Origin of the sequence: Corynebacterium phocae (genome assembly GCF_008693075.1) — a bacterium.
GTDB classification, from domain to species: Bacteria; Actinomycetota; Actinomycetes; order Mycobacteriales; family Mycobacteriaceae; genus Corynebacterium; species Corynebacterium phocae.
The window spans coordinates 1-25,869 of the sequence record NZ_VXKJ01000049.1 but is presented as its reverse complement, the minus strand read 5'-3'; the positions used below and the strand labels follow the sequence as shown (position 1 = coordinate 25,869).

General features: G+C 59.4%; 18 protein-coding genes. 16 read left to right on the top strand and 2 right to left on the bottom strand.

What is annotated here, in order from left to right; all coding sequences use genetic code 11:
* The first annotated feature begins 4 nt into the window (after positions 1 to 4).
* From galT to F4V58_RS10985, 11 genes are all read left to right on the top strand, one after another.
* Positions 5 to 1,138, top strand: a complete 1,134-nt coding sequence (galT, locus tag F4V58_RS11035) for a galactose-1-phosphate uridylyltransferase (RefSeq protein ID WP_075735987.1) — start codon at positions 5 to 7, stop codon at positions 1,136 to 1,138.
* Complete coding sequence (galK, locus tag F4V58_RS11030) at positions 1,123 to 2,334, top strand: galactokinase (RefSeq protein ID WP_150385807.1); 1,212 nt, start codon at positions 1,123 to 1,125, stop codon at positions 2,332 to 2,334. Before galT ends, galK begins: the two co-directional genes overlap by 16 nt.
* Before the next feature lie 90 nt (positions 2,335 to 2,424).
* Positions 2,425 to 3,198, top strand: a complete 774-nt coding sequence (locus F4V58_RS11025) for a fumarylacetoacetate hydrolase family protein (protein WP_075735983.1) — start codon at positions 2,425 to 2,427, stop codon at positions 3,196 to 3,198.
* A 461-nt stretch (positions 3,199 to 3,659) separates the two neighbouring features.
* Positions 3,660 to 6,020, top strand: a complete 2,361-nt coding sequence (locus F4V58_RS11020) for a YncE family protein (protein ID WP_075735981.1) — start codon at positions 3,660 to 3,662, stop codon at positions 6,018 to 6,020.
* 529 nt (positions 6,021 to 6,549) lie between these two features.
* The gene (locus F4V58_RS11015; RefSeq protein WP_075735979.1) at positions 6,550 to 8,913 is read left to right on the top strand and encodes a YncE family protein; all 2,364 of its coding nucleotides are present in this window, start codon (positions 6,550 to 6,552) and stop codon (positions 8,911 to 8,913) included.
* 181 nt (positions 8,914 to 9,094) lie between these two features.
* Positions 9,095 to 10,099 carry an ABC transporter substrate-binding protein gene (locus tag F4V58_RS11010; RefSeq protein WP_075735977.1) on the top strand — a complete coding sequence of 335 codons (1,005 nt, stop codon included), beginning with the start codon at positions 9,095 to 9,097 and terminating at the stop codon, positions 10,097 to 10,099.
* A 21-nt stretch (positions 10,100 to 10,120) separates the two neighbouring features.
* Positions 10,121 to 12,517, top strand: coding sequence for a hypothetical protein (locus tag F4V58_RS12610; protein ID WP_075735975.1), 2,397 nt, complete (start codon positions 10,121 to 10,123; stop codon positions 12,515 to 12,517).
* Positions 12,518 to 12,535: 18 nt separating this feature from the next.
* On the top strand, positions 12,536 to 13,576 hold the full coding sequence (locus F4V58_RS11000) for a hypothetical protein (RefSeq protein ID WP_075735974.1): 1,041 nt from the start codon (positions 12,536 to 12,538) through the stop codon (positions 13,574 to 13,576).
* A gap of 36 nt (positions 13,577 to 13,612) precedes the next feature.
* Entirely contained in the window at positions 13,613 to 14,578 is a 966-nt protein-coding gene (locus tag F4V58_RS10995; RefSeq protein ID WP_245802992.1) for a FecCD family ABC transporter permease, read from the top strand.
* Positions 14,575 to 15,600 (top strand): FecCD family ABC transporter permease, encoded by a 1,026-nt coding sequence (locus F4V58_RS10990; RefSeq protein WP_075735970.1) that lies wholly within the window; start codon positions 14,575 to 14,577, stop codon positions 15,598 to 15,600. Before F4V58_RS10995 ends, F4V58_RS10990 begins: the two co-directional genes overlap by 4 nt.
* A 2-nt stretch (positions 15,601 to 15,602) precedes the next feature.
* Positions 15,603 to 16,397: an ABC transporter ATP-binding protein gene (locus tag F4V58_RS10985; protein ID WP_075735968.1), complete on the top strand. Its 795-nt coding sequence runs from the start codon at positions 15,603 to 15,605 to the stop codon at positions 16,395 to 16,397.
* On the opposite strand, the gene F4V58_RS10980 is transcribed toward F4V58_RS10985, so the two are convergent.
* Positions 16,394 to 18,439, bottom strand: a complete 2,046-nt coding sequence (locus F4V58_RS10980; protein WP_075735966.1) for a YhgE/Pip domain-containing protein — start codon at positions 18,437 to 18,439, stop codon at positions 16,394 to 16,396. The genes F4V58_RS10985 and F4V58_RS10980 overlap by 4 nt on opposite strands.
* Positions 18,440 to 18,545: 106 nt before the next feature.
* Complete coding sequence (locus F4V58_RS10975; protein WP_075735964.1) at positions 18,546 to 19,013, bottom strand: hypothetical protein; 468 nt, start codon at positions 19,011 to 19,013, stop codon at positions 18,546 to 18,548.
* 271 nt (positions 19,014 to 19,284) lie between these two features.
* Here F4V58_RS10975 and F4V58_RS10970 point away from each other — a divergent pair, with 271 nt between their 5' ends.
* The 5 genes from F4V58_RS10970 to F4V58_RS10950 all read left to right on the top strand — a co-directional run bounded on the left by F4V58_RS10970 (position 19,285) and on the right by F4V58_RS10950 (position 25,667).
* The gene (locus tag F4V58_RS10970; protein ID WP_211272755.1) at positions 19,285 to 21,231 is read left to right on the top strand and encodes a glycosyltransferase; all 1,947 of its coding nucleotides are present in this window, start codon (positions 19,285 to 19,287) and stop codon (positions 21,229 to 21,231) included.
* On the top strand, positions 21,221 to 21,757 hold the full coding sequence (locus F4V58_RS10965; protein WP_075735958.1) for a phosphatase PAP2 family protein: 537 nt from the start codon (positions 21,221 to 21,223) through the stop codon (positions 21,755 to 21,757). Before F4V58_RS10970 ends, F4V58_RS10965 begins: the two co-directional genes overlap by 11 nt.
* A complete protein-coding gene (locus tag F4V58_RS10960; protein WP_075735956.1) occupies positions 21,754 to 22,746 on the top strand; it encodes a decaprenyl-phosphate phosphoribosyltransferase in 993 nt (330 codons plus the stop codon). Before F4V58_RS10965 ends, F4V58_RS10960 begins: the two co-directional genes overlap by 4 nt.
* Positions 22,747 to 22,770: 24 nt before the next feature.
* On the top strand, positions 22,771 to 24,477 hold the full coding sequence (locus F4V58_RS10955) for an arabinofuranosyltransferase AftB family protein (RefSeq protein ID WP_075735954.1): 1,707 nt from the start codon (positions 22,771 to 22,773) through the stop codon (positions 24,475 to 24,477).
* A gap of 152 nt (positions 24,478 to 24,629) precedes the next feature.
* Positions 24,630 to 25,667 carry an alpha/beta hydrolase gene (locus tag F4V58_RS10950; RefSeq protein WP_075735952.1) on the top strand — a complete coding sequence of 346 codons (1,038 nt, stop codon included), beginning with the start codon at positions 24,630 to 24,632 and terminating at the stop codon, positions 25,665 to 25,667.
* Positions 25,668 to 25,869 lie beyond the last annotated feature (202 nt).

Sequence of the window (25,869 nt, the reverse complement as noted above, 5' to 3'; positions counted from 1 at the left end):
GACAATGCTCAGCATCACCAAGGCCAAGCTGGCGGATGGGCGCGACATCATCTACTTTGATGACGCCGGTTCACAGCACCCGGACCGCGTGTTGGAGGACTCCCGCGATTTGCCCCAGGTCAACCCGGCCTCGGAGATCCGCCGGGATCCCTTAACCGGGGATTGGGTGGCGTTTGCCGCCCACCGGATGAACCGCACGTTCATGCCGCCGGCTAATGAGAACCCGCTAGCGCCCACGCGCCCCGGTCAGTTGCCCACGGAAATCCCCAGCCCGTCCTATGACGTGGTGGTCTTTGAAAACCGCTTCCCGTCTTTTTCCATGGACATCGAGGTCCCGGCTGACTTCCAGCACGACGTGGATGGGATGGGGCTGGTTGCGCGGGAGCCCGCGCTGGCGCGCTGCGAGGTCGTGTGTTTCACGCAGGACCCGGAGCTTTCCTTCCGTGACCTGCCGGTGGAGCGCATTCGCACCGTCATTGAGGCGTGGGCGCACCGCACGGCGGAGCTCAGCGCGTTGGACGGCGTCAAGCAGGTATTCCCCTTTGAAAACCGGGGTGCGGAGATTGGGGTCACCCTTCAGCACCCGCATGGCCAGATTTATTCTTATCCGTTTTTCTCCCCGCGCTTGGCCGCCATTGTGGACAGCTGCCAGGAGGCCGCGGCGCAGGGGCGTGACCTCTTCCAGGAGATTTTGGATAAGGAGGTGGCCGCCGGCACCCGCGTGATTACGCGAACGGAGCACTTCACGGTGTTCGTGCCGGCCGCGGCCAAGTGGCCGGTGGAGGCCATGGTCATGCCCAACCGGCAGGTGGCGGACTTTACAGAGCTTTCCGATGCCGCCAAAGCAGACCTCGCAGTCCTACTCAAGGATCTGTACGGGGCCATGGACCGCTTCTTTGAGGGAGTGGACAAACCCCCGTACATCGCGGGCTGGACGCAGGCACCCGCCAAAGCGGCGGACCGCGCCGGGACTGCGGGCAGCCCGGTGCGTATGCACCTGCAACTATTTAGTCTGATGCGCTCACCGGGGCGGATGAAGTACCTGGCCGGATCCGAATCCGCCCAGGCAGTATGGATTTCTGACACAACCCCGGAGCGGATAGCCGCCCGGTTTAGGGAGATTTGGACATGTGGATAAAAACTCGCAGCAATGACCAGCTGGTGGCAGACGCCAAGGCGCTTTTTGACAAGCACTTTGACGCACAGCCCGTCGGCGTGTGGGCAGCACCCGGGCGGGTGAACCTGATCGGTGAACACGTGGACTACGCGGGCGGAGTATCTATCCCGTTCGCGCTGGAACAAAACACGGCCGTGGCCGTGGCAACCCGCAAAGACGGCAAGCTGGTGATGGTCTCCGACGCAGCCGATGAACCAGTCAGCGTTGACCTTGCTGCGGTTGGCCCCGGCAGCCCAGACAACTGGGCCGGCTACGTGGCCGGTACCGTGTGGGCGGGCTTAAAAGACGGGGGCATCCCGTCCTGCGCGGGGCTGAGCATTGCGGTGACCTCCGATGTCCCGGTGGGCTCTGGCCTATCTAGCTCCGCGGCCTTGGAGTGTTCTACCGCCGTGGCGGCCTATGAACTTGCCACCGGCCACGCCCCGGATGACGCCGCGCGTGCGCGCCTGGTCAAGGCCTGTATGCGCGCCGAAAACGAGGTAGTGGGCGCGTCCACTGGTGGTCTGGATCAAAACGCCAGCCTCTTTGGCAAGCGCGGCCACGCCCTGGAGTTGGACTTTTCCTCCGGCGCGTTGGACCTGGTGCCTTTTGACCTGGCCGCGCGGGGCAAGGTGCTGCTCATCGCGGACACCAACGCCCCGCACTCCTTGAGTGACGGCCAGTATGCCTCCCGCCGAGGCGTTATCGACGACGTACAAGAAGCCCTGGGCGCAGGCCCCGGTGCCACGTTGCGCGATATCCCGGACGCGGTTGACCGGGCGTGCGCCTGGGCCAAGGACACCGGCCGCGATGAGGACGTCGTGCGCCGCCGCGTGGCTCACGTGGTAGAAGAGACCGCGCGCACCCTGGAGGCCGCCCAGGCCTTGAAAGAAGGCAACCTGGACCGCTTTGCCGAACTCATGCGGGACTCCCACTTGAGCCTGCGCGATCAGTACGAGGTCACCACCCCGGAGCTGGACAGCGTGTTTGACGCGGCCGGCCAGCTGGGTGCCCGCATGACCGGCGGCGGCTTTGGTGGCGCGGTCATCGTGCTGCTGGACCAAGACAAGGTCGATGACACCGTGGCCGCCATCGAGTCCGCCGCCAAGGACAGGGGCTTCCCGGAGCCCACCTTCCTGGTGGCGCTGCCCGGTGAGGGTGCTCGCCGCCTGGCTTAGAACCCGCGCCCCGCGGCGTCCTCAACAGACGCGGTGGGGTCACCTTCACTTTTGCCCCGCATAGCTTCCCCAACTAACGAAGGAATAGTCTTGAAAATTGCTCGTATTTCCACAGGTGACCGTACCCTTTTTGCCCGTGTGGCAGATGGCTTCCACGTCCTTGACGCCACGGACCTGGTGGAGGCTGCCACCGCTGCTGAAACCGGTGAAGTAATCACCGACGCGAAGCTGCTGAGCCCAGTGACCCCTTCCAAGGTGGTGGCCATGGGGTGTGCGTTCCTAGCCGAGGACCGGCCTTTTGATCCGGAAACAGACCGGGAGCCTTTTTACTTCCTGAAGCCGCCCTCGGCGATAGTGGGCCCCGGCCAACCGATTGAGGTCCCGGAAGTAGCCAGCGGCGCAATTTTTGAATGCGAGCTAGCGGCGGTCATCGGCAGCACATGCAAGGCGGTAAGTGCGGATAACGCCCTTGACTACGTGCTGGGCTACACCGTCTGCAACGACATGTCCGCGCCCGCGCTGATGAACAAAGACGGGCAGTGGTCACGCGGCAAAGGCTTGGACACCTTCTGCCCGGTGGGCCCGTACCTGGAAACCGAGCTTGCCAACCCGGATGACACGGCAATCAAGGCCCACCTCATCCGCCAGGGGAAGCGCCTGAACCTGGTGGACTCCACGACCGCCCGCCAGATCTGGTCCGTTGCGCAATCCATCGCGTACTGCTCGCAGTACATGACGCTGGAACCCGGCGACGTCATCAGCATGGGGTGCCCACCAGGACCCATCCCCGTTGAACACGGCGACGAAGTAGTCATTGAAATTGAGGGCGTTGGCACCCTTGCCAACCCCGTGCTCAACTTCTAGGACTCCGTGGGCTATCGGGGCAGTTGGCTTTTGGCGCAGGAGCTTTAACTCGCGCGACCAACCTTGAGCGTAAGGCCCGGCTTATGGAGTTCTACGGGCCAACAAGGGAGGACAAGATGTGGGGCAAGCATCTCCAGTGGCTATGGGTATTCTGCGGGAGATCGGAGAGAATCGACTTTTAGGCTAGGCTTAGCTTTGCTTTACTAGGTAAAACTGTGTATGGTTCATAAACTAGAGTATGAGTTTCTTCAATCAAAAGGATGATTTAAATTTCAAACCTTTTGGAAAAGATCGATGGAGTCTCTCATAGGATGGCTTCGGCCGGATTGATAAAGAACTTCTGGTTGTCCCCGTCACTCTCTTAAGTTTCCTGTAGTTCCTAGGGAAAGCTCATCAAAAGCTTTCCGGCCCGCTCTATTCGCAAACGGGGACTAGGACATAAACCAAAAGAAAGTACCTACATGAAGAAAACTCTCAAACCACACGCCTCGTCCCGTGCTATCGGCGGCCTTCTCAGTGCTGCGCTGGTGGCCTCCGGCCTAGGCGTTGTTTCCGCTGTTCCTGCTCTTGCTGAGACCACTGAATGTGCCAATTTCGAAGCCAAGCCTGCAAAGGGCTTGGAAGGCACCTATTCAATCAAGGACGCAGATTCGAAGAACTTTGCCTCTGGTGATACCATCTCCGTCACCGGGGTTAATGTTCCTCCGCGCGAGGGTGGCTCCATTGCCTTCAAGCTGGATTTTGGTGGCGTTACCTGGCCAGATGATCAAAATGACAATCTTTCTGCCGGAGCTGGGGGAACGGCACTAATCCTTCCGGCTGAGAATTTTGCTGACGGTAACTTGAACATCGATCTGGTTCTACCTGAGGGACTCCAAGACGGCAAGCATGTTCTCAATATTCTTGTCGGCAATGACGGTCAGGACCCACGGGGTGGCCAGCACATTGAGTTCCTGGTGGACTCGGCTCAGACTAACGACGGACATTGTGGGACCATTGCAGCCCCTGCGGCCACGGTAGCGGAAGCTTCCGTGAGTAAGGTTACAGGGCACGCGATTGACCATCGCAAGGGAAATCTTGCAGGTGACGTTGTAGTCGAGGCCTCCGCTTCCGGTTTGGCAGCTGGCGCTGCATTGACCATCAGTATCGACGGCGTTCCAATCAAGTTTAGTGAAGCACCAACCTCCGGACCAGAGGGGACCTATAAAGGGAAGGTTACCATTCCTAAGGGTGCAGCCCTGGCCGGTGAGCACACGCTTACCGTTAGTGATGGTACGACTTCAGCTGATGCCGCTTTCTCCACCGGTGTTTACGCAGCCATCAGTCACGCTGGGGCACAGGGTGCAACCGCCACCGCAAACGTCACAAACCTTCCTGCCGGTTCGAACGTCACCGCTGTGGGTGTTGCGGGCAACTCCTGGTGGACTGGTACCCAGGCTGCCATGGCAGATGGCAGTGTCACTCTTAGCGACGTTGAGATTCCAGCTGACGCACCTTTTGGTCAGCCAATCGTAATTACCTACACTATTGGTGGGGAAACCAAGACCGTTGAGACCGGTACCAAAGTAAGCGCTACTGTGGCACCAGAAAACGTTGATCACTACGACGTAAAGTCGGTTAACTTGGGCGATGGTCTGTACCAGACCGCCATCAATAACGACACTAACGAAATCTTCGTTACCCGTTCCAACCGGACCAAGTACTCCACCCTGTACAAGCTGGATGCCACCACCTTAGAAGTCAAGCAGGAGGTTAACCTTGAGGGCAACCCTAAGCTGGACAATGAAATCCTAGCTGCCTACGGAATTGGCCTAGATAAGAAGCGTGATTGGATTTGGGTTACCAACTCCCGCCAAAACACCATCGCTGCTTACAACCAGAAGGATCTTTCTCTGGTGAAACAGTGGCCAAAGAACTTCGTTGGTCACCCACGTGATATCGTCATCGATGAAAAAACTGGCAAGGCTTGGATCTCCTCAGTATTTAACAAAACCGATGATCCCACCAAGTTCGACCGTGGCAACGGCAACGTTGTAGTGGTTGATTATGACGGGAAGAGCAATAAGGAAATCGATTTGGGTCAGTTCCCGGTTCCGATGTCCCTGGAGCTCGATGTAGATAGCAACTACCTGTATACCGTATCTCGGAATAGTCCTAAGATAGCCCGCATCAACACCACTACCGAGGAAGTTGACATCTTTGATATGCCTGCCGACAAGGTAGACGGTGGCGCAGGTGTAGCTCTGGATACTAAGCACAACAAGCTTTACATTGCGGCTACTGGTAGTGGCAACACCTTGGTATTCAATGCTGCGGATGGCTCCTTCCAAAAAGAAATCCGCACTGGTGCGGGTGCAATCTCGGCTCGTTACAATCCAGTCGATGAGCGTGTCTACGTTGGCCACCGTGACGCAAGCACGGTCGTAGCTATTGACTCGAATACTGATGAAATCGTGGCTCGATTCGATTCCGGCGTCTGGTTCAACCATGTCAACGTGGGAGCTGACGGTACAGTCTACGCTGTGGACAAGTCCTCCCAGAACCCGGCTAGCGCTGACCGTGATCATGACCACCTCTTTGCCTTCAAGCTGAAAGAAGAGATCCCTGGGAAGCCCGGCGCCCCCGGTGACAATGATCAGAGCAGCAACCAAACGTCCGGTTCTTCCAATGGTAAAGATGAAAAGACCCCAGAGTGGCTGGTTCCGGTTCTTTCTGTGGGCGGAGTCCTAGCATTCCTAGGCCTACTGGCAGCCGCATTGCCGATGATTGCAAAGCACTTGGGAATCAACCTGGAGCAGTTTGGTATCCGTCTACCTTTCTAAACCCCAGGTCTTCCTGGTTAATAGGTAGGGGTTATTCTTAGCTCCTATTCTGTTGCCTTTGTGACTGGCCGCAACTGATTCTTCGATCCGAAGAACCGGTTGTGGCCGTAGGTCGTTTTTATGCCTAAAAATCCGCTGCTTGGTTACTGTCTTAGATTGTCCCGCGAGCTTCGTAGCCGGGACAGTGGGGCTAGTGCCCGCGAGGTTCGGCCGCTTTAGAAAGCTAAGAGGGCAACCTTATTGATGTTTGTAGCGTTAGGGAATTCGCGCTAGTTATACCCGTGGGCATTGCTCATAGGTGTACCACAAATTAGCCTAGCCTTTGCACATTTAGGTTAGGCTGACTAGAGTGGTGAATCAAGAGTTGGTGTCAAATTCAATCCTAAGTTGTAGTGCCTCTTCGGTCGGGGGCGCAGCGGTTGGTGGCTCTTCCTCTCTCATTTGACTGTCCTTACGGCTGGCTGGTGAGCTACTCGTCCAAAATGCGGGAGCTGTTTGCCAGAGCCTCTCTAAAAAGAAAGATTCATCCATGATGAAATTTACAAAGCCTAGTGCCACGCAACGTGCTATTGGCGGACTTCTCAGTGTTGCACTTGTAACTTCCGGATTGGGGGTTGTGACGGCCACCCCGGCGTTCGCGGCAACTTGCGCGGATCAGTACGAAGTCCCGGACTCTTTCGGTGATCTCACAGGTACCATCGAAATCGAGGGTGCGGAAACTCGTAATTTCCGTGCCGGCGAAGTCATCACGGTTCGGGGTACCGGCTTTACCCCTCGCAAAACTGATTCCGCATCGGGTTACCTATCCTTCAAGATTGACAAGAGTGCTAACGAGTTGTGGAGCAAGTCCGCGCAGGCGGCCGGCTCAAATCTGGATACTGATGACGGGAAAGAAAGTTCAATTGCGCTGCGTTTGCCGGCAGAGAAGTTCGCCGATGGTAGCTTTGAAGTGCAGCTAGTCCTGCCACAGGGAATGAAGGATGGCAAGCACCGTTTCTCCATCCTTGGGGGCAATGACATGCTCAAGCCTTCTGGTTCCAAGACTGTCGACCTCTACATCGACAACACTGGAGTAAACGACGGGCACTGTGGGACCTTGGAGATTAAGGGGCCTGTTCGCTCTGTTCGTGGCTCCGCTATTGATGGCCACCATGGCAAGGCTGGCGTGATTGCAGTGGGCCTGGAAGTGGATGGCCTAGCTGCTTCTCAGCCAGTGACTGTGTCCCTGAACGGTGAGGCGCTAGAGTCTCGCAAGCCACTGATGACTGACGAAAACGGTGTGTTCACTGGTGACGTTACCGTTCCGAAGGGCAAGGCTCTGGCGGGAAGTCATACACTGACCGTCAGTGACGGTACTAGTACCAAGGAAATTACCCTGGTAACCGCCGTTTACGCGGCATTAAGCGGCCCAGCTATCCAAGGCAATAAAACTACCGTACATGTAGCTAACTTGCCTGCCGATGCCACCGTCACCGCCGTAGGAACCGCCGGGGCGCAATGGTGGACCGGCAGCCAATCGGGGGTCGAGGGCGCTGCAGTTTTGGATGATGTCACCGTGGCCAACGACGCCCCTTACGGCGAGCCCGTAGTTGTCACCTATACCCAGGGCGGAGCGGAGATGACCGTAGCGCTTGAAGACACCGTAAACGTTTCTGACTCCCCGGTTAATGAGAATGACTATGAGGTGCGCAAACTGGATTTGGGTTCAGGTCTCTACCAGAGCGCTATCAACAACGAAACCGGTCACCTTTACGTGACTCATTCAGGCTTTGACAAGGGTGCGAAGCTTTTCAAGATCAATGCCAAGACCCTAAAGGTTGAGAAGGAAATCTCCATCACCGAGAAGTTCAGTGATGAGGAGCAGTACCCTAACGCAGCTTTCGGTATTGCTGTGGATAACAAGCGCGGACTAATCTGGGTCACCAACACCCTTCAGAACACAATTGCCACCTATCAGCAGTCCGACTTGCAGCTGCAAAAGCAATGGCCAAAGGGCTTTGTAGCCCATCCGCGCGATGTTGTCATCGCCGAAGATGGTAAGGCCTACATCTCTTCTGTTTCCCGCACAAAGGGTTTGGTCAAGGTGGTAGATCTAGACGCCCACAACAACTCGGACATTAACTTGGTTGATTTCCCAGTGACCATGGCTTTGGATCTGGACCGTGTAAACAACAAGCTCTATACGGTTTCGCGTCAGAACCCTCGTATTGCTCAGATCGATCTGGCAAGCGGTGAGACCAGGTACTTCAACCTCCCTGCTGATAAGGTTCGTTCCGCTTCCGGTATCACGGTAGATACAGAACACAATAAGCTCTACGTGGCCGCCAATGACTCCGGAAACACTTTGGTCGTTAACGCGGAAACCGGTGAGCTTATTAAGATAATCCCCACCGGCGCGGGAGCCCTGAGCGCCCGCTACAACCCCGTTGACAAGCGAGTCTACGTCGGACATCGTGGCGACGGTTCCGTTGTTGCTATTGACACAAACTCTGATGAGATCGTGGCTAAGCTGCCCGCCGCACCTCATGTTAACCACATTACCGTCGGCGCAGATGGAACCATCTACGCAGTGGACAAAGCAACCCAGGTCAATGAGGAAAATGACCACCTCTTTGAGTTTAAGCTGAAGGAAATTCCGGCACCAGACCAGCCGGAGAACCCAGACCAGCCGGAGAACCCAGGTAAGCCGGGAAATCCTGGGAAGCCGGGCGATGATTCCTCTGAGGATAGTTCTTCTTCCGGAGAGCAGAAGAAAATTCCTGACTGGGGCATTGCGCTGGCTTCTATCGGCGGAGTAGCTGCTTTCCTGGGGCTTATCGCTGCCGCTCTTCCTGTTCTGGCAAAGCAGCTAGGAATTAACCTACAGCAGTTCGGTATCCGCCTTCCGTTCTAAGTAGATAAACCCTGACTAGCGGGGAAGGGGCTTACGGTCCCTCCCCCCTTCGTCGGAAATGCTTAATGTGCTTTGAGCAATGCATCCAGATCTTCCTGGCTTTGTTGCTGAAAGAACAAAAACCACCAGCGCCGGAAGCGTTAGCGCGAAAACGAAAACAAAATTGAGGTTTCACTGCATTATGTTCAGCTCGAAAATTAGCCGCCGAGGATTTTTCTCCGCTGCGCTCACCGGCCTTGCCGTAGTGGGGCTCGCTGCGTGTTCTTCTGAGCCGCCTGCGGATACTCAATCCGGTACAACGCGTGTGGTCAAAGACATTGAGGACCTCGACGTCGAAGTTCCCGAGCATCCGCAGCGGGTGGTGGCGCTGTCTGAACCCACGCTTGACAACCTCCTGGCCCTAGGGGTTACACCGGTTGGTGCCACGGCCGGCCGCGGGCAGACTACCTTACCCAATTATCTGCTTGACCAGGCGGGGGATATCCCAATTTTGGGCAATGTGGCTCAGCCCAACTTTGAAGCCATTGGCGCTGCCAAGCCAGACCTGATTTTCGTGGACGGCACGAGCGTAAACAACAACCCTCCCGTCGTGGAGGCGCTTCGGCATATCGCGCCGGTGGTCTACACCGGCTGGGCCGGCGGGGATTGGCGTACTAATCTGCGCTTGACCGCCGAGGCCATGAACATGGCGGACAAAGGCGAGGAGATCATCGCCGATTATGACAAGAAAGCCAAGGACGTCGCCAAGAAGCTGGGGGATTACGGTGACTCGACCTTCAGCGTGGTCCGTTGGCAGGGCAACAGTGCCTCGCTTATCCTTAACGAACTTCCCGCTGGGCGCGCACTCAAGGACGTCGGTTTGAACCGTCCTCCTGCGCAGGACCGCGAGGGTCGCGGCCACTCCGATCCCGTGTCGCTGGAGAACCTTCAGGATATTGACGCTGACTACATTTTCTTCGGCACCCTGGGCGGCTCCGCCGTTAACAATCCCACTGCGGGCGGCAGTGCCGATGTCGCCGACGCCATCAAGGCCGTCGAAAAAGCTCAGGAGCTCCCCGGGTTCACCGACCTGGAAGCGTTCCAACAAAACCACATCATTCCGGTGGATGGCTCCGTGTGGACTTCAACCGGCGGGCCGCTCCTGATGAACCGTCTTATTGACGACATCGTGGAAAAACTGGTCTAGACAGACGAAGAATTGGAAATTATGCACATCAAGAACTCTTTCTCTCGCCCGCTCCGGTCTGCCACTGCGGTGGCGTTGGGCTCTGCCGTGGCCTGTTGGTGCGCCTTCCCGGCGGTAGCGCTCGCGACCGCCCCCGCCACCACCCCGGCCGCTACTACCGCAGCTCCCATTCCCGCCACTCCCGCCGCTCCCGCCACCACCTACTCCACCGCTGACACGGCCGCAACAGATTCAGCGGCCACGCCAGCACCCCTCGTGCTAAATCAGGCAGAGGTTGGATCCCAACCGGCCGAAGATACGCAGACGCTGAACCTCGTCTCGGCATTGGCGGCCGCCCAGAAAGAGGATGAACTGATGTCGGTGGATATCGGTGGTGCCAATATTAAGATCCAGCGTGACGTGGAATCGGGCGGAATGGTTCGCCTAATTGGCACCGGATGGATAAACCAAGAAGGCAAGGGCTCGACCGTCACCATCAAGGTTAACCACCTGGTGGGGGACGTGGTTTCACAGTACAAGCGCGGTAGTGAGGACACCGGCAACCTCTCCGAAGATGACGTGATTTCTCACCCCAAGAGCGGTGAGAAAGACCCCACCATTTTCTGGCAGTTCAGGGCCAACTATGACGGCACCTTTGATGTCCAAAAGCGCCTTCCGCTGCACCTCGAACCCGGTCAGATGTTGAAGTTTAACGTGGCTTCCGGCTTGGTGGAGGGCGATATCTCGCGAAGCTCCGTGACCCCGTCCCTGCGGGTAGAAGGCCAGCAGTGGGAGGAGCCGGAAAACACCAAACCTACGTGTGTGCCCAGCACCACTCCACCTTCGGCCACGGTGAGCGAAACTCCGGATGCGGACAACCGCTTGCATATCGAAGGCAGGGGTTTTTGTAACGCGGATGGCGGCGGCGCGCGCGTGGCCATCAAGCTTGATGAGGCTAACGTCAAGCACGTCCAAAAGTTCAAAGTTCACGACAATCCCACAATTTGGCAGATAGTCAACGCGGACGACACCACCGGTGATTTCGCGGTGGACGTCCAGCTCCCGGATGGCACCCTGGATGGGCCCTACGGCACCCAGGCTCCGTTCGAGGACGGCGAGCACACCGTCCGTATCCTGTCGGGTTCTTTGCAGGAGGGCGACGTGAAGATCAGTTTGCCCATCGCCCCGAACCGTTTCCCTTTCGTGATCGGAGAATATAGCCCGGCCGGTGTGCCAGATCCTCTCTCTTATGAAGAGGACTTGGTAGATAGTGCCAAAAACGGTATCAAGGTGGACAAGCAGGGCACCGGAGTCCTGGTTACTGTGCCTGATAGTAAACAAGGTGATTGGGTCTACGTGAACGCCTATATCGAAGACGGGTCGCCGCGGATTCCTTGGAGCGACAGCTGGTTCCAGTTAGACGCCAATGGGCAGGTTTTGTTGCCGGAGACTGAAGACATTCCGGAGGGGCCTCTCAAGGTAACCGTTCAAGGAGGCAACCGCGGTGAGTTTGGCAAGTTCCTGGGCTGGCAGAACTTTGAGTACGCCCCCAAGACCCAAGACGACGCTTCCGATCAGGGCAACACCAAAGACGGCGACAAAACTCAAGACGGAGACAAGAAGAAAAAGAAACTCTCCGAAGTCGGTGCCTTAGAAGCCGAGATCAAGAAGATGAACTCCGAGCTGAAGAAACTGGATAAGACCGTTGGCGGATCCAAGGATAAGGATGCGAAGAACTCCACCGCTGACCGGGAAGCCGCTACTACTGGGGACTCTAATAAGCCCCCCAAGAAAGTGGTGCGCCGGGTAGTCAAGCGCGTAACCCGCGGTGGTAGCCAGAACACCAGCAATAGTGCGAGCCGCAGCAATACCGGCCGCAGCAACACCGGACAGTCCTCCACTGGCGGAAGTGCTGGCGGTGCCAGCTATGACAGCAAGCCCACGAGCAAGGGCAAGGCACCAGCCAAAAGCTATAAGGAGTTCAACGCACAGAACTCGCACAAAGTCAGCGGTTCGCTCAAGGATGAGACGCTCACGCTGAAGATTCCTAAGCTCAAGACGGGCCAGTGGGCTAACTTGTGGGTCTATACCACTGACCCCACCGCCAAACCCGTCGATGCCGGCTGGGTTCAGGTAGACAAAAATGGAGAAGTTGTTCTTGATACCTCCGGCCTGCCTGATGGTGATTACACCATTGCTGCCACAGATGCCAAGGACAATCTGGTCGGATGGTTGGATTTGGGCCTGGGAGCCCCGCAGGCGGAGCAAGAGGATCCGGCTAATGCTAGCCCGAGCGCTCCAGACGAAGACCCCGCCGCAGTAGATCCTGCGCGCCCCAGTGGCCAGATGACAGCCCTCGACTGGTGGTTGATTGCCGGTTCGGCCATGGTTCCGTTGCTAACTGCAGGCGTCCTCGCCGCTTTCCGTCGTAAATTTTAGAAATCAAAAAGGAAAATCATGAACAACACTAATTCGCGCTTGGGCGCAAAATTCCGCACCTTGGGTGTGCTCGGCGGTACCGCTTTCCTAGCCTCCTCCATGGCTCCGCTGGCCTTAGCTCTTCCCCCTGGCGGGGCGGGAGATGACACCCCCGGTACCTATTCCTCCGTCTCCCCTTCGGAAGTTGAGCAGTGTGGCTACCTGGATTTCGAGGTGGGAGGCTTCCCGGCCGGGGAGATTGTCAACATCAAAATTGATGACGGCGCGGGGTTTGGTGGGGATATGTCTGTCCAGGGCCAGGGCGTGGTAGCCCGGCACAAGATTAACAGCGACGGTACCGCCTCTGGTTCCATTGAGGTTCCTTGCGACCTCCCGCCGGGCCAACACCACCTGCGTTACTTGGCTACCGAGGGCGAAAGGAACCTGGGTTATACCAACCGCGGCGGCTCTAACTTTACTGTCATCAAGGCCGCCAACGACTCCGCGGATAACTCCGGCGGGGGCTCGAACAGCGGGGATTCTGACTCTGATTCCAACTCCAACTCCGGCACCACCTCCACCGGAACAGACAGCAACCGCGGGGGCTCCCGCGTGGTATCCAACCGTGGCTCCGGCAACAGCAACCGCAATAGTAACCGCAGCAACTCGGGTTCCCGCCAACAAGAGGAAGAAATCGTAGAAGAAGTCATCTACGTTGAGGAAGGCGGCCAGAACCAGGCTCGCAGTCAATCCATTGGCAACTCCGGTGGCTCGAACTCATCCGGCGGATCCGCGAACAAGCAGGGCGCCAAGAAAGAATCCTTGGATGATTCGGTAGCCAAGCCCAAAATCGCCGACTCTAAGTCTTCCAAGTCAAAGACCACTTCCACGGCTACTGCAGCTAATTCCGGCATCTTCGACAAAGACAAAGACAAGCCTAAAGACGATGACTCAGTGCTGGCCGCGGACTCCTCCGGCCCCAACTCCACCCCGTACGTCGGGCTGTTCGTGGGGTTTGCCATCCTTCTGGTGGGAATGACGGCCATCAATGCCTGGCTGCTGATGCAGCGTCGCAAATAGATGGGCCTCAGATTAAGGCGGGCTAGTTTCGTTGCGTTGATCCTAGCGTTGCTGGTTATGGTGGCGGCGTCGCTCGCTTTGGGCTCGAACGCTCTGTCCCTTTCCGAGGTTTACACGGCCCTGACTGGCGATGGCGGCACAACCGCGCACACCGTCGTGGTGGGCCAGCGCGTGCCCCGCACGCTGGTGGTTATCATCGTTGGTGCCGCCCTTGGCGTGGCGGGGGCCCTGATGCAGGCCTTAACCCGCAACCCCTTAGCTGACCCCGGCATTTTGGGCATCAACGCGGGGGCCTCCCTTGCCGTGGTGGCCGGTGTGGCCTTCGCCGGGGTGCAAGGAATTGGCAGCTACGTTTGGCTAGGAATGTTGGGCGCGGTGGTGGCCAGCGTTGGCGTGTATATCTTGGGCGGCGTAGGCCGGGCTTCGGTCACCCCGGCTCGCCTGACCCTTGCCGGCGTGGCTATTTCGATGGCCATTTCCGCCTTCGTGCAAATGGTGTTGCTGAGCAATCAGCGCGCATTTAACGAATTCCGTTTTTGGGCCTCCGGCTCGGTGGAAGGCCGTGGTTGGGACGTGTTTGGCACCGTGGTGTGGTTTATCTTGATTGGCCTTGCCCTGGCATTCATCGCGGCACCGGCCCTCAACGCGTTAACTCTAGGTGAGGAAACCGGCAAAGCCCTGGGCGTCAAAGTGGGCCAGACCCGGACTTTGGTGGTGGCTTCCGTGACGCTGTTGTGTGGCGCGGCCACCGCAGCGGTAGGGCCCATCATGTTCGTGGGGTTGGCCGTTCCTTACCTGGCGCGCGCTATCTGCGGAGCAGACCAGCGGCTAGTTATCCCCACCTGCGTCATCGCGGCGCCCGTGTTTTTGCTGCTGGCCGATATCGTCGCCCGCGTCATCGTCATGCCCCTGGAGATCCAAACCGGAATCATGTCCGCGCTGGTCGGCGGGCCAGTATTTCTCTACATCGTTCGCCGCAAGAACCTGGAGACTTTCTCATGACAAATTCTCGTTTCCATTCTGTGGCCGGGGTACGTCTGGAAAAACGTGCCGTGAGAACCGGGTTGGTGCTCATCGCGCTAATCTTTTGCGGAGTGATTCTGGGCCTTAGCCTGGGGGATTACCCCATGAGCTTCCAGCAAACCGTGGCCCACCTGTTTGGCCTGAGCAATGACCCGCTGGGCCAGTTCTTCGTGCGTGGGCAGCGGCTGCCCCGTGTTATCGCCACGGTAGTGGTAGGCGCGGGACTGGGCGTGGCCGGCTGTATTTTCCAGCAGCTCTCCGGAAACCCTTTGGGTAGCCCGGATATCATTGGCTTTACCGTAGGCTCTGCCACCGGTGCGGTGGCCACCATCACCTTGTTCAACGGCTCCCCGGTGCTCATCTCCGCGGGTGCCATTGTGGGCGGCCTTCTCACCGCAGTGACGGTATATTTCCTAGCTCTGCAAAACCGCAAGCTATCGGCCATCCGTCTGGTGTTGGTGGGTATCGGTATGGCCTCCATTCTGCAGGCGCTCAACGGCCTGATGATTGTCAAAGCCTCGCTTAGTGCCGCCCAGACTGCTATGCAGTGGATGGCCGGTTCGTTCAACGCTACTACATGGGGTGATGTGGGCTTTGGAGTCAGCGCCGTGGGCACCTTGGTTCCGCTAGCGCTTCTGCTTTCGCGCCCGCTGGGCGTCATTGTTACCGGTGATGACCTGGCCACCGGCCTGGGTGTGCGCGTGGAATACTACCGGCTGCAGCTCATCGGCGTAGGAGTGCTGCTCACTGCGCTGTGCGTAGCTATTTCCGGCCCCGTTGCCTTCGTAGCGTTGGCTGCGCCCCAACTCGCCCGCCGCTTAAGCCGCGGCTCCGGGGTGGGAATGGGCAACGCAGCACTGATGGGTTCTGCGCTGGTAGTAGCCAGCGATTTGGTTGCCCAACGCGCGTTTGCCCCCGTTCAACTGCCCGTAGGTGTAGTCACCGGCCTACTTGGCGGTATTTATCTGGTGTGGCTACTGGCCCAACAATGGAGGAAGTAAGAATGCAAACCCCTGCGCTAAGCGCTAAAAACCTGTACGTGGGTTACGGTGGCACGAACATCATCGATGGCCTGGACGTGGATATCCCCCGCGGTGAACTCACCGTGATTGTGGGGCCAAACGCCTGCGGCAAGTCCACCTTGCTGCGCTCGCTTATTCGCGTGCTTTCGGCGGAGGGCGCAATCTACCTAGATGGCAAAGACATCAAGAAGATGGGCTCCAAGGATATCGCCCGCCAGATGGGTTTGCTGCCACAAAGCCCCGTGGCACCCGAAGGCATTGTGGTCTACGACCTAGTTGCCCGCGGGCGCTATCCGCACCAGGACATGCTAGGGCGCTGGACAAAGGCGGACGAAACCGCCGTCAATAGCGCCCTGCGCCGCGCCCGCGTGGAGGCGTTCCAGGACAAGCGCCTTGATGAACTCTCCGGCGGGCAGCGCCAGCGCGTTTGGTTGGCCATGGTGTTGGCGCAAGACACTCCTATAGTGCTCTTGGATGAGCCCACTACTTACCTGGATATTACGCACCAGGTGCAGGTGCTCAACCTGGCGCGGGACTTGCACCGCAGCGGCGTCACGGTGGTGACCGTATTGCACGAGCTGACCTTGGCCTTCCGCTACGCCACTAACCTCATCGTGATGAAAGACGGGGCAATCCAGGCCCAGGGGCCGGTAGATGAAGTGGTGACAGAAGACCTCCTGCAGGAGGTCTACGGCCTAAACTGCCGGTTGGTTGAGGACCCGGAGTCCGGCCGCCCCATTGTGGTTCCGCGCCTCCTGGACGCTGAGAATCCCTAGCTAGAAGCCGGAACCGCCATGGGCCCCGCCGGGCTTGCGGTGGCGCTAAGCGATTGCTCCAACATGGCGCGCCGGGCGTGCAGCACCGCTACGGAGATGGCCAGGGCTATGAGCGTGAATGCCAGGAGTGCGCCCACCGGGGCCCAGTAGCTGACATCGTGGATACCGTCAGTAGCGCGGATAAACGCCGTCTTGGCGTAGGTCATGGGGTGGATGAAGTGGAACAGGCGCAGGAACGCCGGGATGGCCACAACGGGCCACACGCCGCCGAAGACCATGATTCCCAGGGCGTAGAAGCCCAGACCGAACCCGCCGCCGGCACCGCGCCCAAACAACACTTGGAACAGCTGGTAGCAGGCCGCGCCACACGCTGCGGTCAGCGCCAAGACGGGGAGGACGGTGGCCCAGCTAGCCGGCTGCCAGCCCATGGAGTGGGAGAGCGCGGCCAGCACGCCCAGTACCACTGCGTTGGCGGCGGTCTTGAGCGCCCACGCGCCTAGTACGGCGGTGGTGCCGTGGTTGCGGCGGCGGAAATAGACGGGCAGTAGCAGCGCCAAAATCAGCATGATGAGGAACCCAAAGACCATTACCAGCAGCATGGATACGCCCCCGGATACTTCCTTTTTGGTGGGGTCTTCCGCGCTGAGGATGGTTTGCACCGGGTGCGGGTTGGTGGAGGTGAAGTTGATGGGAACGGCCATGTTTTGCGCGGAGATGTCCGGTTTGGCAATCTTCGGTGCGTTGGCCGCGCCTTCGCTGAGTTTGGTGGAGAGTTGGTCCGTGCCATCTTTCAGCTTGTCCAGGCCGGCCTTGAGCTCCCCGCCGCCGTCTTTGAATTTTCCGGTGCCCTCTTTGAGCTGGTTAGCTCCCGATGCCAGCTGCCCCGAGCCGTCCGAAAGCCGCGCCACGCCGGTAGTGAGTTTGCCGGTGCCATCCGCGAGGCGGTGGGCACCGTCTTGCAGCTTGACCATGCCGCCGCGGTACTGCGCGTTCGGGTCCGCGAGGTTGTAGTGCAGCAACGCGGTGCCATCGCGGAGTTTGTTGAGCTGGGCCACCATGTTCTCATCACTGCCTGGTGTGAGTTTGGTGGCAAGGTCTCCGACCTTGTTGGCCTGCTCCACCATGCCGGCTGCTCGGAGTACTTGCTCCGCTTGCGCTAGCTGCGGGGCGGCGGCTTCCGCCTGGGTTAGGAGGGGAATGAGTTTGTCGGTCAGCTGCACCACGCCGGCATTGATCTGGCCTGCGCCGTCAGCAAGTTTGTCTGTACCGGCAACTAGGGTGTCCATGCCGCCGGCTAGTTGGTTGGCACCCTGGTCTAGTTTGGTTGCTCCTTGGGAGAGTTCGCCCACGCCTGCTTGGAGCTTGCCGGTTCCGGCGGCCAGTTTGGCTGCGCCTTCGTCTAATTTGACGGCTCCTTCGGCAGCTTTGCCGCCGCCTTCTTGGAGCTTGCCGGCGCCTTCGTCTAGTTTGCCGGCGCCTTCGGCGGCGTTTTCTAGGCCGGTGGATAGTTTCACCACACCCGAGATGACCTTGTCGGCGTATTTCTTGGTAATAGCGTTTTCCACGCTGGTCTGCACCTTGGGAATGAGGCCGGCGGTGATAACGGAGCTGTTGGTGCCGTAGTAGTCGTTGGTGGCAAATTCAATTTCCGGGCGCACCGGGTTCTCGCTGATGATGGTCACGGCCTGTTCGGAGAATACCTCGGGGAGCGTGACAACCATCATGTATTTGCCGCGGGTTAGCCCTTGTTGGGCCTCCTCCGCGTCAACATCGGTGAAGTTCAGGTAATCGGTATTGAGCAAGCCTTCCACGATTTGGTCGCCGTAGTTAATGTATTCACCGCGGCTTTCTACGCCGGCGTCTTCGTTAACCACGGCCAGCTCAATGTCGCGCAGGTACTTGGAGGGGTCCCACATGGCCCACATCATGGTGCCGGCTATGGCAATCGGCGCCAGTAGCAGTAATACAATTGCAATTCGCGCAAAAACGGAAGTGGGGCGCCAATTCAATACGCGGTGCCAGCCCAGGGACTGTTCGGTCATGGGGTTCCTTTCACCCAGTCTATTTTGTTTCGCAAACAATCTTAAAACTTTTTGAAAGGAAAGCTAAATCCCCGCCCGGGAACCTACTGCCGGGGCGGGCTTGCCCTTAGAGGCGAATACCTAGGTTGTTGGCCGCAAAATCCCGGATTTGCGGACCGTTAAACATAGCTACCAACCCCAGTACGGTGATAATTCCAATCAGGGACAGTGCAATGGCGGAAGCGTTCTTGGGGTTTTCAAGCTCCGTGAAAGGGTTCGATTTATCGTAGTTGCGGCCCTGTGTGCAGGCCTCGAAGGAGGCGAGTAGTTCGTCGACCACTTGTTGTTTAGCGGGATCTCCCCAGTCGTGCACCTCGCGGTTGGATTTCAAGGCAGCGTGGTCTGATTTGGCCAGGTCCTTGGGCTTCTTACTCACCCAGGTGTAAACCCCGCCCACGGATTTTTCTTCCTGGCTAAAGGTGAAGTTACAGGTGTTGCCGTGAATATTCATGGTCACAGCGCCGGCGCTGGGCGCTGCTAGGGCGGTAGAGGCCAGCGCCACGGCGGTGGTAGCTGAAATGAGAGAGCGTTTCACGTGGGGTTCCTTAAAAACTTTTGGGTGGTGGTTTCCCACCAAGAGACGAAGATGGTTTCCTTCAGCATACTATTTCTGCGCTATGTGCGGAACCCATCTGCGCTGGAAAACCCCAAAATAGCGTCGGCTACCGCCCGGCAGCGCTGCGGCGAGCACCCTCCCCGGGCCCGCCAGGTAGCGCCGGAAAACTAATCTCCCGCGCCGTGGCACTCAGCCCCGCGGCGGGTTAGCTATTACCCTGGGGAGGAGAAGTCTGCATAAAAGGAGAATCGTGACTACACCCAAAGCCCATGAGCCACTCGCGCGAATCTTGCTGCCTAGCCGCGGCGAGCCCAACGACGTGCGCACGCTGTATCTTCTTGAGTCTGAGCAGAATAAGGACCGCCTGCGCTGGCAAGACCGCACGCAGGTAACCATTCCGGCCGGATCCGAGGCCTCGTTTGAAACCTATTTCAACGCCTTCCCCGCCGCTTACTGGCGCCGGTGGTCCCAGCTGAACTCCGTGATTCTTGCCCTGGACGTGGAAGGTGAGGCCACATTGTCTTTCTTCCGCTCCAAGCAGGATGGCCAGCGTATTGCCATTAGCCACGAGCACGTGACGGATGGCCACCACGAGTTTGAGCTGAAGCTCAACAACTTCGAAGACGGCGGCCTGCTGTGGTTTGACGTCTCTGCTATCAAGGAGTCCACCATCACCGACGCGGCCTGGTGCTCCCCGCACGCGCCCGCCCCGCAGCGGCTTCCCGATGGCACCCAGTACCCGGCGCAGCCAAAAAAGGTTGCCGTGGGAATCCCTACCTTTAACCGCCCTGCCGATGCCGTCGCGGCGCTCACCGCCCTAGGCAGTGATCCCTTCGTAGATGACATCATTGACGTCGTCCTCATGCCCGACCAAGGCAACCAGCACCCGGCGGATGAGCCGGGCTACGCGGAGGCAGTTGCGCACCTGGGGGAGCGTTTCCGCGAATTCCGCCAGGGCAATCTGGGCGGATCGGGCGGGTATTCCCGCATCATGTACGAGGCGCTAGAAAACACCGACGCCCCCTACATCCTTTACATGGATGATGACATTGCCATCGAGCCGGACTCCATTTACCGCGCGGTGCAAGCAGCACGCTATGCGGAAAGCCCATTCATCGTGGGCGGGCAGATGCTTAACCTGCAAGAGCGCAGCCAGCTGCGTACCACCGGAGAACAGGTCAACCGCAGTGACTTCATGTGGGGCCCCGCCCCGCATGCGGTCTACGACCATGACTTTGCCAAGTACCCGCTGCGCGCTATCGGGGACGCCCAGTCTCGCCTGGACCCGAAGAACTACGACTCCCGCGCACTGCACCGCCGCGTGGACGTGGAGTACAACGGCTGGTGGATGTGCCTATTCCCGCGCGTGGTGGCGGAGACTATCGGCCAGCCGCTGCCGCTGTTTATCAAGTGGGATGACACGGAGTATTCTCTCCGCGCAGCCCAGCACGGGTTCCCCACCGTTACCTGGCCAGGTGCTGCCATCTGGCACATGGCGTGGGCTGATAAGGATGACGCCATTGACTGGCAGGCATATTTCCACCTGCGCAACCGCCTAATTGTGGCCGCGCTCTACCACGAGGGTAGCCCTAAGGAGATCATCCGCTCAATCTTCAAATCCACCCTCAAGCACGCGATGTGCATGGAATATTCCACCATGGCCATCCAGATTGAGGCTATGGGGGACTTCCTGGCCGGGCCGGATTTCCTGTTCGAGATTTTGGAGACTTCGCTTCCACGCATCGCCAAAATCCGCGGCGAGTACGCCGACGCCGTCATCATCGAGTCCGCAGACAAACTCCCCGCCCCCACTGGCGCGCCGGGCGTGCCCACCCGCAACGTCGGCGGGCGCTTGGGCAAAGTAAAGAAGCTGCCGTGGCTAGCAAAGGCGGTCAAGCACCTGGTGAGCAAGGAAGACCCGGCCCACCACGAAGCCCCGCAGCTTAACCTCACCCCGGAAGAAGCTCGCTGGTTTACCCTCGCGCGGGTAGATTCCGCCACCGTGACCACCGCCGGCGGCACCGGAGTGGCCTTCCGCAAGCGCGACCGCGCGCTCGCTGGGTCCCTCATCCGCCAGACTCTCGAGTTGCTCGAGCAGATCGGTGATGACTTCGATGAGCTGCGGGAAGACTACCGCGCGGCCCTACCGGAGCTAACCAGCCGCCAGTCCTGGAAGAAGGTGTTCGATGCCCAGTAAGCTCTCTGTGGCGGAATCCCGAATCCTGGAAAGCATCCAGGACGCCGCCTTCGACGTTCCCGGCGTACTGCCCACCGCCCGCGGGCTGAGCCACTTTGGCGAGCACGCCCTGGGCTGGATGGGCAGCGCCGCCGCCGTGTACGCGTACCAGCGTTTTTCCCGCTCGGATGAGCGGGCCGCCCGGAAGTGGGCGGCGGTGGGCCTAAGTGCCTTCAGTGCTCACGCGGCATCGGTGGTAATAAAGCGCGTTGTGCGCCGCCGGCGCCCGGATTATTCTTACGTCCGCGTGGGGGTGAGCACGCCCTCGAAGCTTTCCTTCCCTTCCTCGCACTCCACCTCCACCGCCGCCTTCCTCTGGGCGGCCGCGCGGGTGACCGGAAACCCCGCCTTCGTGGCCGGCATTCCCGTCATGATGTGCTCACGCATGGTCCTGGGCGTACACTACCCAACCGACACCGCGTTGGGTTCCGCCCTGGGCGTTGGCACCGCAGAAATCATTTACAGGTTAGAGGAGGCCTCTGCATGAACCGTGAGGATACCGGCACGCCCAGCGTCCTGGACTCGGAACCGCACACCGAAGGCGTAGAAACCGGGCGCAAACGCACCCCGCCCAAAAACCTTCCTGACGCCATGGTCAAATCCCTGCGCCCCAAGCAATGGGTTAAAAACGTCCTAGTCCTGGCCGCCCCCGCAGCGGCCGGCGCGGAAACGCTATTCCATTCCCGCGTGGTCCTAGATGTGGTCCTGGCCTTTGTGGTCTTCTGCCTCGCGGCGTCGGCTATCTACCTCATCAACGACGCCATGGACGTGGACGCGGACCGCGCGCACCCCACCAAACGTTTCCGGCCAATAGCCTCCGGCATGCTGCCCATCAAGCTGGCCTACGTCATGGCCGTGGCGCTGATTGCGGCCACTATCGGCTTGTCCTTGCTGGCTACCGCCGGGACTTCCCTGGCCGTAGTCATGGCCGTCTACATCACGCTGCAGCTAGGCTACTGCTTTGGCTGGAAACACATGCCGGTCATTGATATCGCGTTGGTCTCCTCCGGCTTCATGCTGCGCACCATGGCCGGCGGCGTGGCCGCAGGCATTGTCCTATCCCAGTGGTTCTTGCTGGTAGCGGCGTTTGGTTCCCTATTTATGGCTTCCGGCAAACGCTATTCGGAGATCTTGCTGGCCAAGCGCACCGGTGCCAAGATCCGGAAATCTTTGGAGGGCTACACGGACACCTACCTGCGGTTTGTGTGGACGCTTTCCGCCACCGCAGTGGTCATGTCCTACTCACTGTGGGGTTTTCAGTTATCCAATCTCACCGAAGGCCCAGCCGGGGTGATGTACCAGGTGTCCATGGTGCCGTTTACCATCGCCATCCTGCGTTATGCCGCTGACGTTGACCGCGGTAACGGCGGCGCCCCAGACGAAATCGCGCTTGAGGACCGCGTGCTCCAAATCCTGGCGCTGTTGTGGATGGCTTGCATCATCCTCGCGTCCTATGTGATTCCGGCATTCTTCTAATAAGCTGCTAGATTTTTAAGAACTATGTCTAAGCTCGCTGAATACCGCAACCCCCGGGTAGCCGGCCCCTACGTGGTGGCGGCAGTTGTTGGTATTTTGGCGTTTTGGGGCGGGTGGACCCGCCGGTGGATGTCCGATGACGGGCTCATCGTGCTGCGCACCGTCCGCAACCTCATTGCGGGCAACGGCCCCGTCTTCAACATCGGCGAGCGCGTGGAAGCAAACACCTCCACGCTCTGGCAATACCTCATCTACGCAACGCAGCGGCTCACCGGAGCCCAACTAGAAAGCATCTCCCTGGCCCTAGCGCTGGGCCTATCCGTGGCCGCGCTCGCCCTGGGCTCGTGGGCCACCGCACGGATCTACACCGCCGTTACCGTCCCCGCCGGCGCGCTCATTTACCTAGCCCTGCCCCCCGCGCGCGACTTTATGACCTCCGGGCTGGAATGGGGGCTGTCCATCTTCTACCTCGCGGTCCTGTGGGCACTGCTGCTGGCCTGGGCGCGCGCGGAGGGGCAACGCTTCGAGCTGTGGCTGGCATTCTGGTGCGGCGTTTCCTGGCTGGTACGTCCGGAGCTGGCGCTCTACGGGGGCATCGTGGGCCTTATGCTTTTGCTCACCGGCAACCGGCGCCTGGCCGTGCTGGGCGTGGCGCTGCCGCTGCCCGCCGGGTACCAAATCTTCCGCATGGGCTACTATGGCCTGCTCACCCCCCACACCGCGGTGGCCAAATCAGCCAGTGACTCCGCCTGGGGGCAGGGGATGCACTACGTCCTAAACCTGGTGGGGCCGTACTGGCTATGGCTACCCCTGCTGCTCATTGCTGTGGCCGGCGGATGGGCGCTGCGCCTACACGCCCAACGCAGCGTGCTCACTGTCAGCATACTAATGCTGGTGGCGGCCGGGCTGCACACCCTCTACGTCATCCGCGTGGGCGGGGACTTCATGCACGGCCGCATGTTGTTGCTACCGCTTTTCGCGGCGTTGCTACCCGTCCTGGTGCTGCCGCTCTCCCGGGCGCGCGCGTTCCTGGCCTGCGCGGCAGTAATTATTGCGTGGGCGCTGGTGGTGGTGGCCCGCGGAAACAACTCAGACTGGGCGCTTTTCCAAGGAAAAGTGACCGTCGTGGACGAGCGAGAATTTTGGACCTACGCCACCCAACGCGATCCGGGCGACGGCCCGCTGTACGCAGATGATTTCCGCGACGCGCAGGTGCTCAATGGCTTTGAGCCGGCCCTGGGCGAACTAAGGAACGGCGAGGCCGTGGCCTTGCGGTACTTGGAAGACCGCGAAACCGGGACATTCTCCTGGCTCACAGTCTCGCGCGAGCCCGGTCTCCAGGGCCCGCCCAGCCTCTATTTCATCAACATGGGCATGTCCTCAGCTTTCTCACCTTTGGACATCCGCGTACTGGACAACATTGGGCTTGCCACACCCATGGCCGCGCGCCAGCCCCGCATTGAAGGCGGAAGAATAGGCCACGACAAGCTGCTTTCCCGCGAATGGCAGGTAGCAGACACCGCCGTGGACATTGACCAGCTGCCCCCATGGATTGACCATGACAAGGCCAAGCTGTGTAGGAAAGCGCTGGAAACGCCAGTATTCCAGGAGCTTTTTGCTACTTACCGCGCGCCTTTGACGCCGGCGCGCTTTGTGGACAACATCCTCTGGTCGCTGAACGAGGGCCGCACACTCGAGCTTTCCAGCGACCCCCGTGAATACCTGAACTAAACCCCATTCGCTAACCGCGGCATCCCGAGGTCTTTTGCCGAAAGAGTGTCACGGGCGGGACTTTTGCTGCCTGGTGGGCTAATATTCTCTATATCTAGCCGTTATTAGAATGTAACTTTAATTCCGGCATTTCAACCCCCAAAAGGAGAAGCATGACGTATCTCTCTTCCGCTGCGATGGTATCTGCCCGTGGATCGCAGCGCATTCTTGCCGCTGCGGTGGCCATTATTCTTGCCTTCGGCCTGGCCGTGATGGTGGCCCCGCAGGCCCGTGCGGCCAACCGCGACTGGCTGCGGCCCGATTCCACGGGGGCCTGCGAATGGGACGGCGTGGGCTACTGGGTTCAGCGCTGTGACGTCTGGTCCCCCTCCATGGGGCGTAATATCCAGGTCCAGATCCAGCCCGCGCAGCGCGGCGGCAACGCCGGCCTCTACCTGCTTGACGGCCTGCGGGCTACCCGTGAGACCAACGCCTGGGTCAAAGACGTCAACGCTGCGCAGGTCTACGCTGACCACAACATCACCCTGGTCATGCCAGTGGGTGGCACCGCTTCTTTCTACATGGACTGGGAAGGGCCCGCGACCTACGACTACCGCCAGCCGGTAAAGTACCAGTGGGAGACCTTCCTGACCAAGGAGCTCCCGCCGTACCTGGAGCAGCACTTTGGCGTGGCGCGCAACAACAACTCCATCATCGGATTGTCCATGGGCGGGTCTGCGGCCATCACCTTGGCCGGCAAGCACCCCGACCAATTCCGCCAGGCCATGTCTTACTCGGGTTACCTGAACTACACCTTCCCCGGTGCGCATAGCCTCATGCGCTTTGCGCTGTGGGACGCCGGCGGGTTCAACGTCAACGCCATGTACGGCTCCCTGTTCAGTCCGCGCCGGTTTGAATCAGACCCCATGTACCAGATTCCGGGCCTGCGCAACACGGACGTTTACATCTCCGCCGCCTCCGGCATTCCGGGACCAGCTGACCGCAACATTGCCCTGGAGCACCACGCGGCCGGGATTCCGCTTGAGATCTTCTCCTTGTTGACCACCAAAGCCTGGGAAGTAAAGGCTCGTGCCATGGGGATCCGTGTTACCAGTGACTACCCGCCAACGGGTGAGCACAACTGGGCAACCTTTGGCCACCAGCTGGTCCGGACCAAGAAACAGGTGCTGGACGTTATGAACGCGTGGTAAAAGCCCTCTAGGCGCGCACGTGTGGGGCAGTAGGTTTTCCTACTGCCCTTTTTGTGTGCGCTGGCTAGGCTTGCCGGTGCCGGTGACGCTGCGGCTAGTGGTCCGGCGGCGGGTGCTGCCGGTCAGGGTGCTGCTGCGGCGGGTGCTGCGGCGGCTGGTGGTCCGGCGGCGGCGGTTGCTGCTGGTGGCCCGGCGGCGGCTG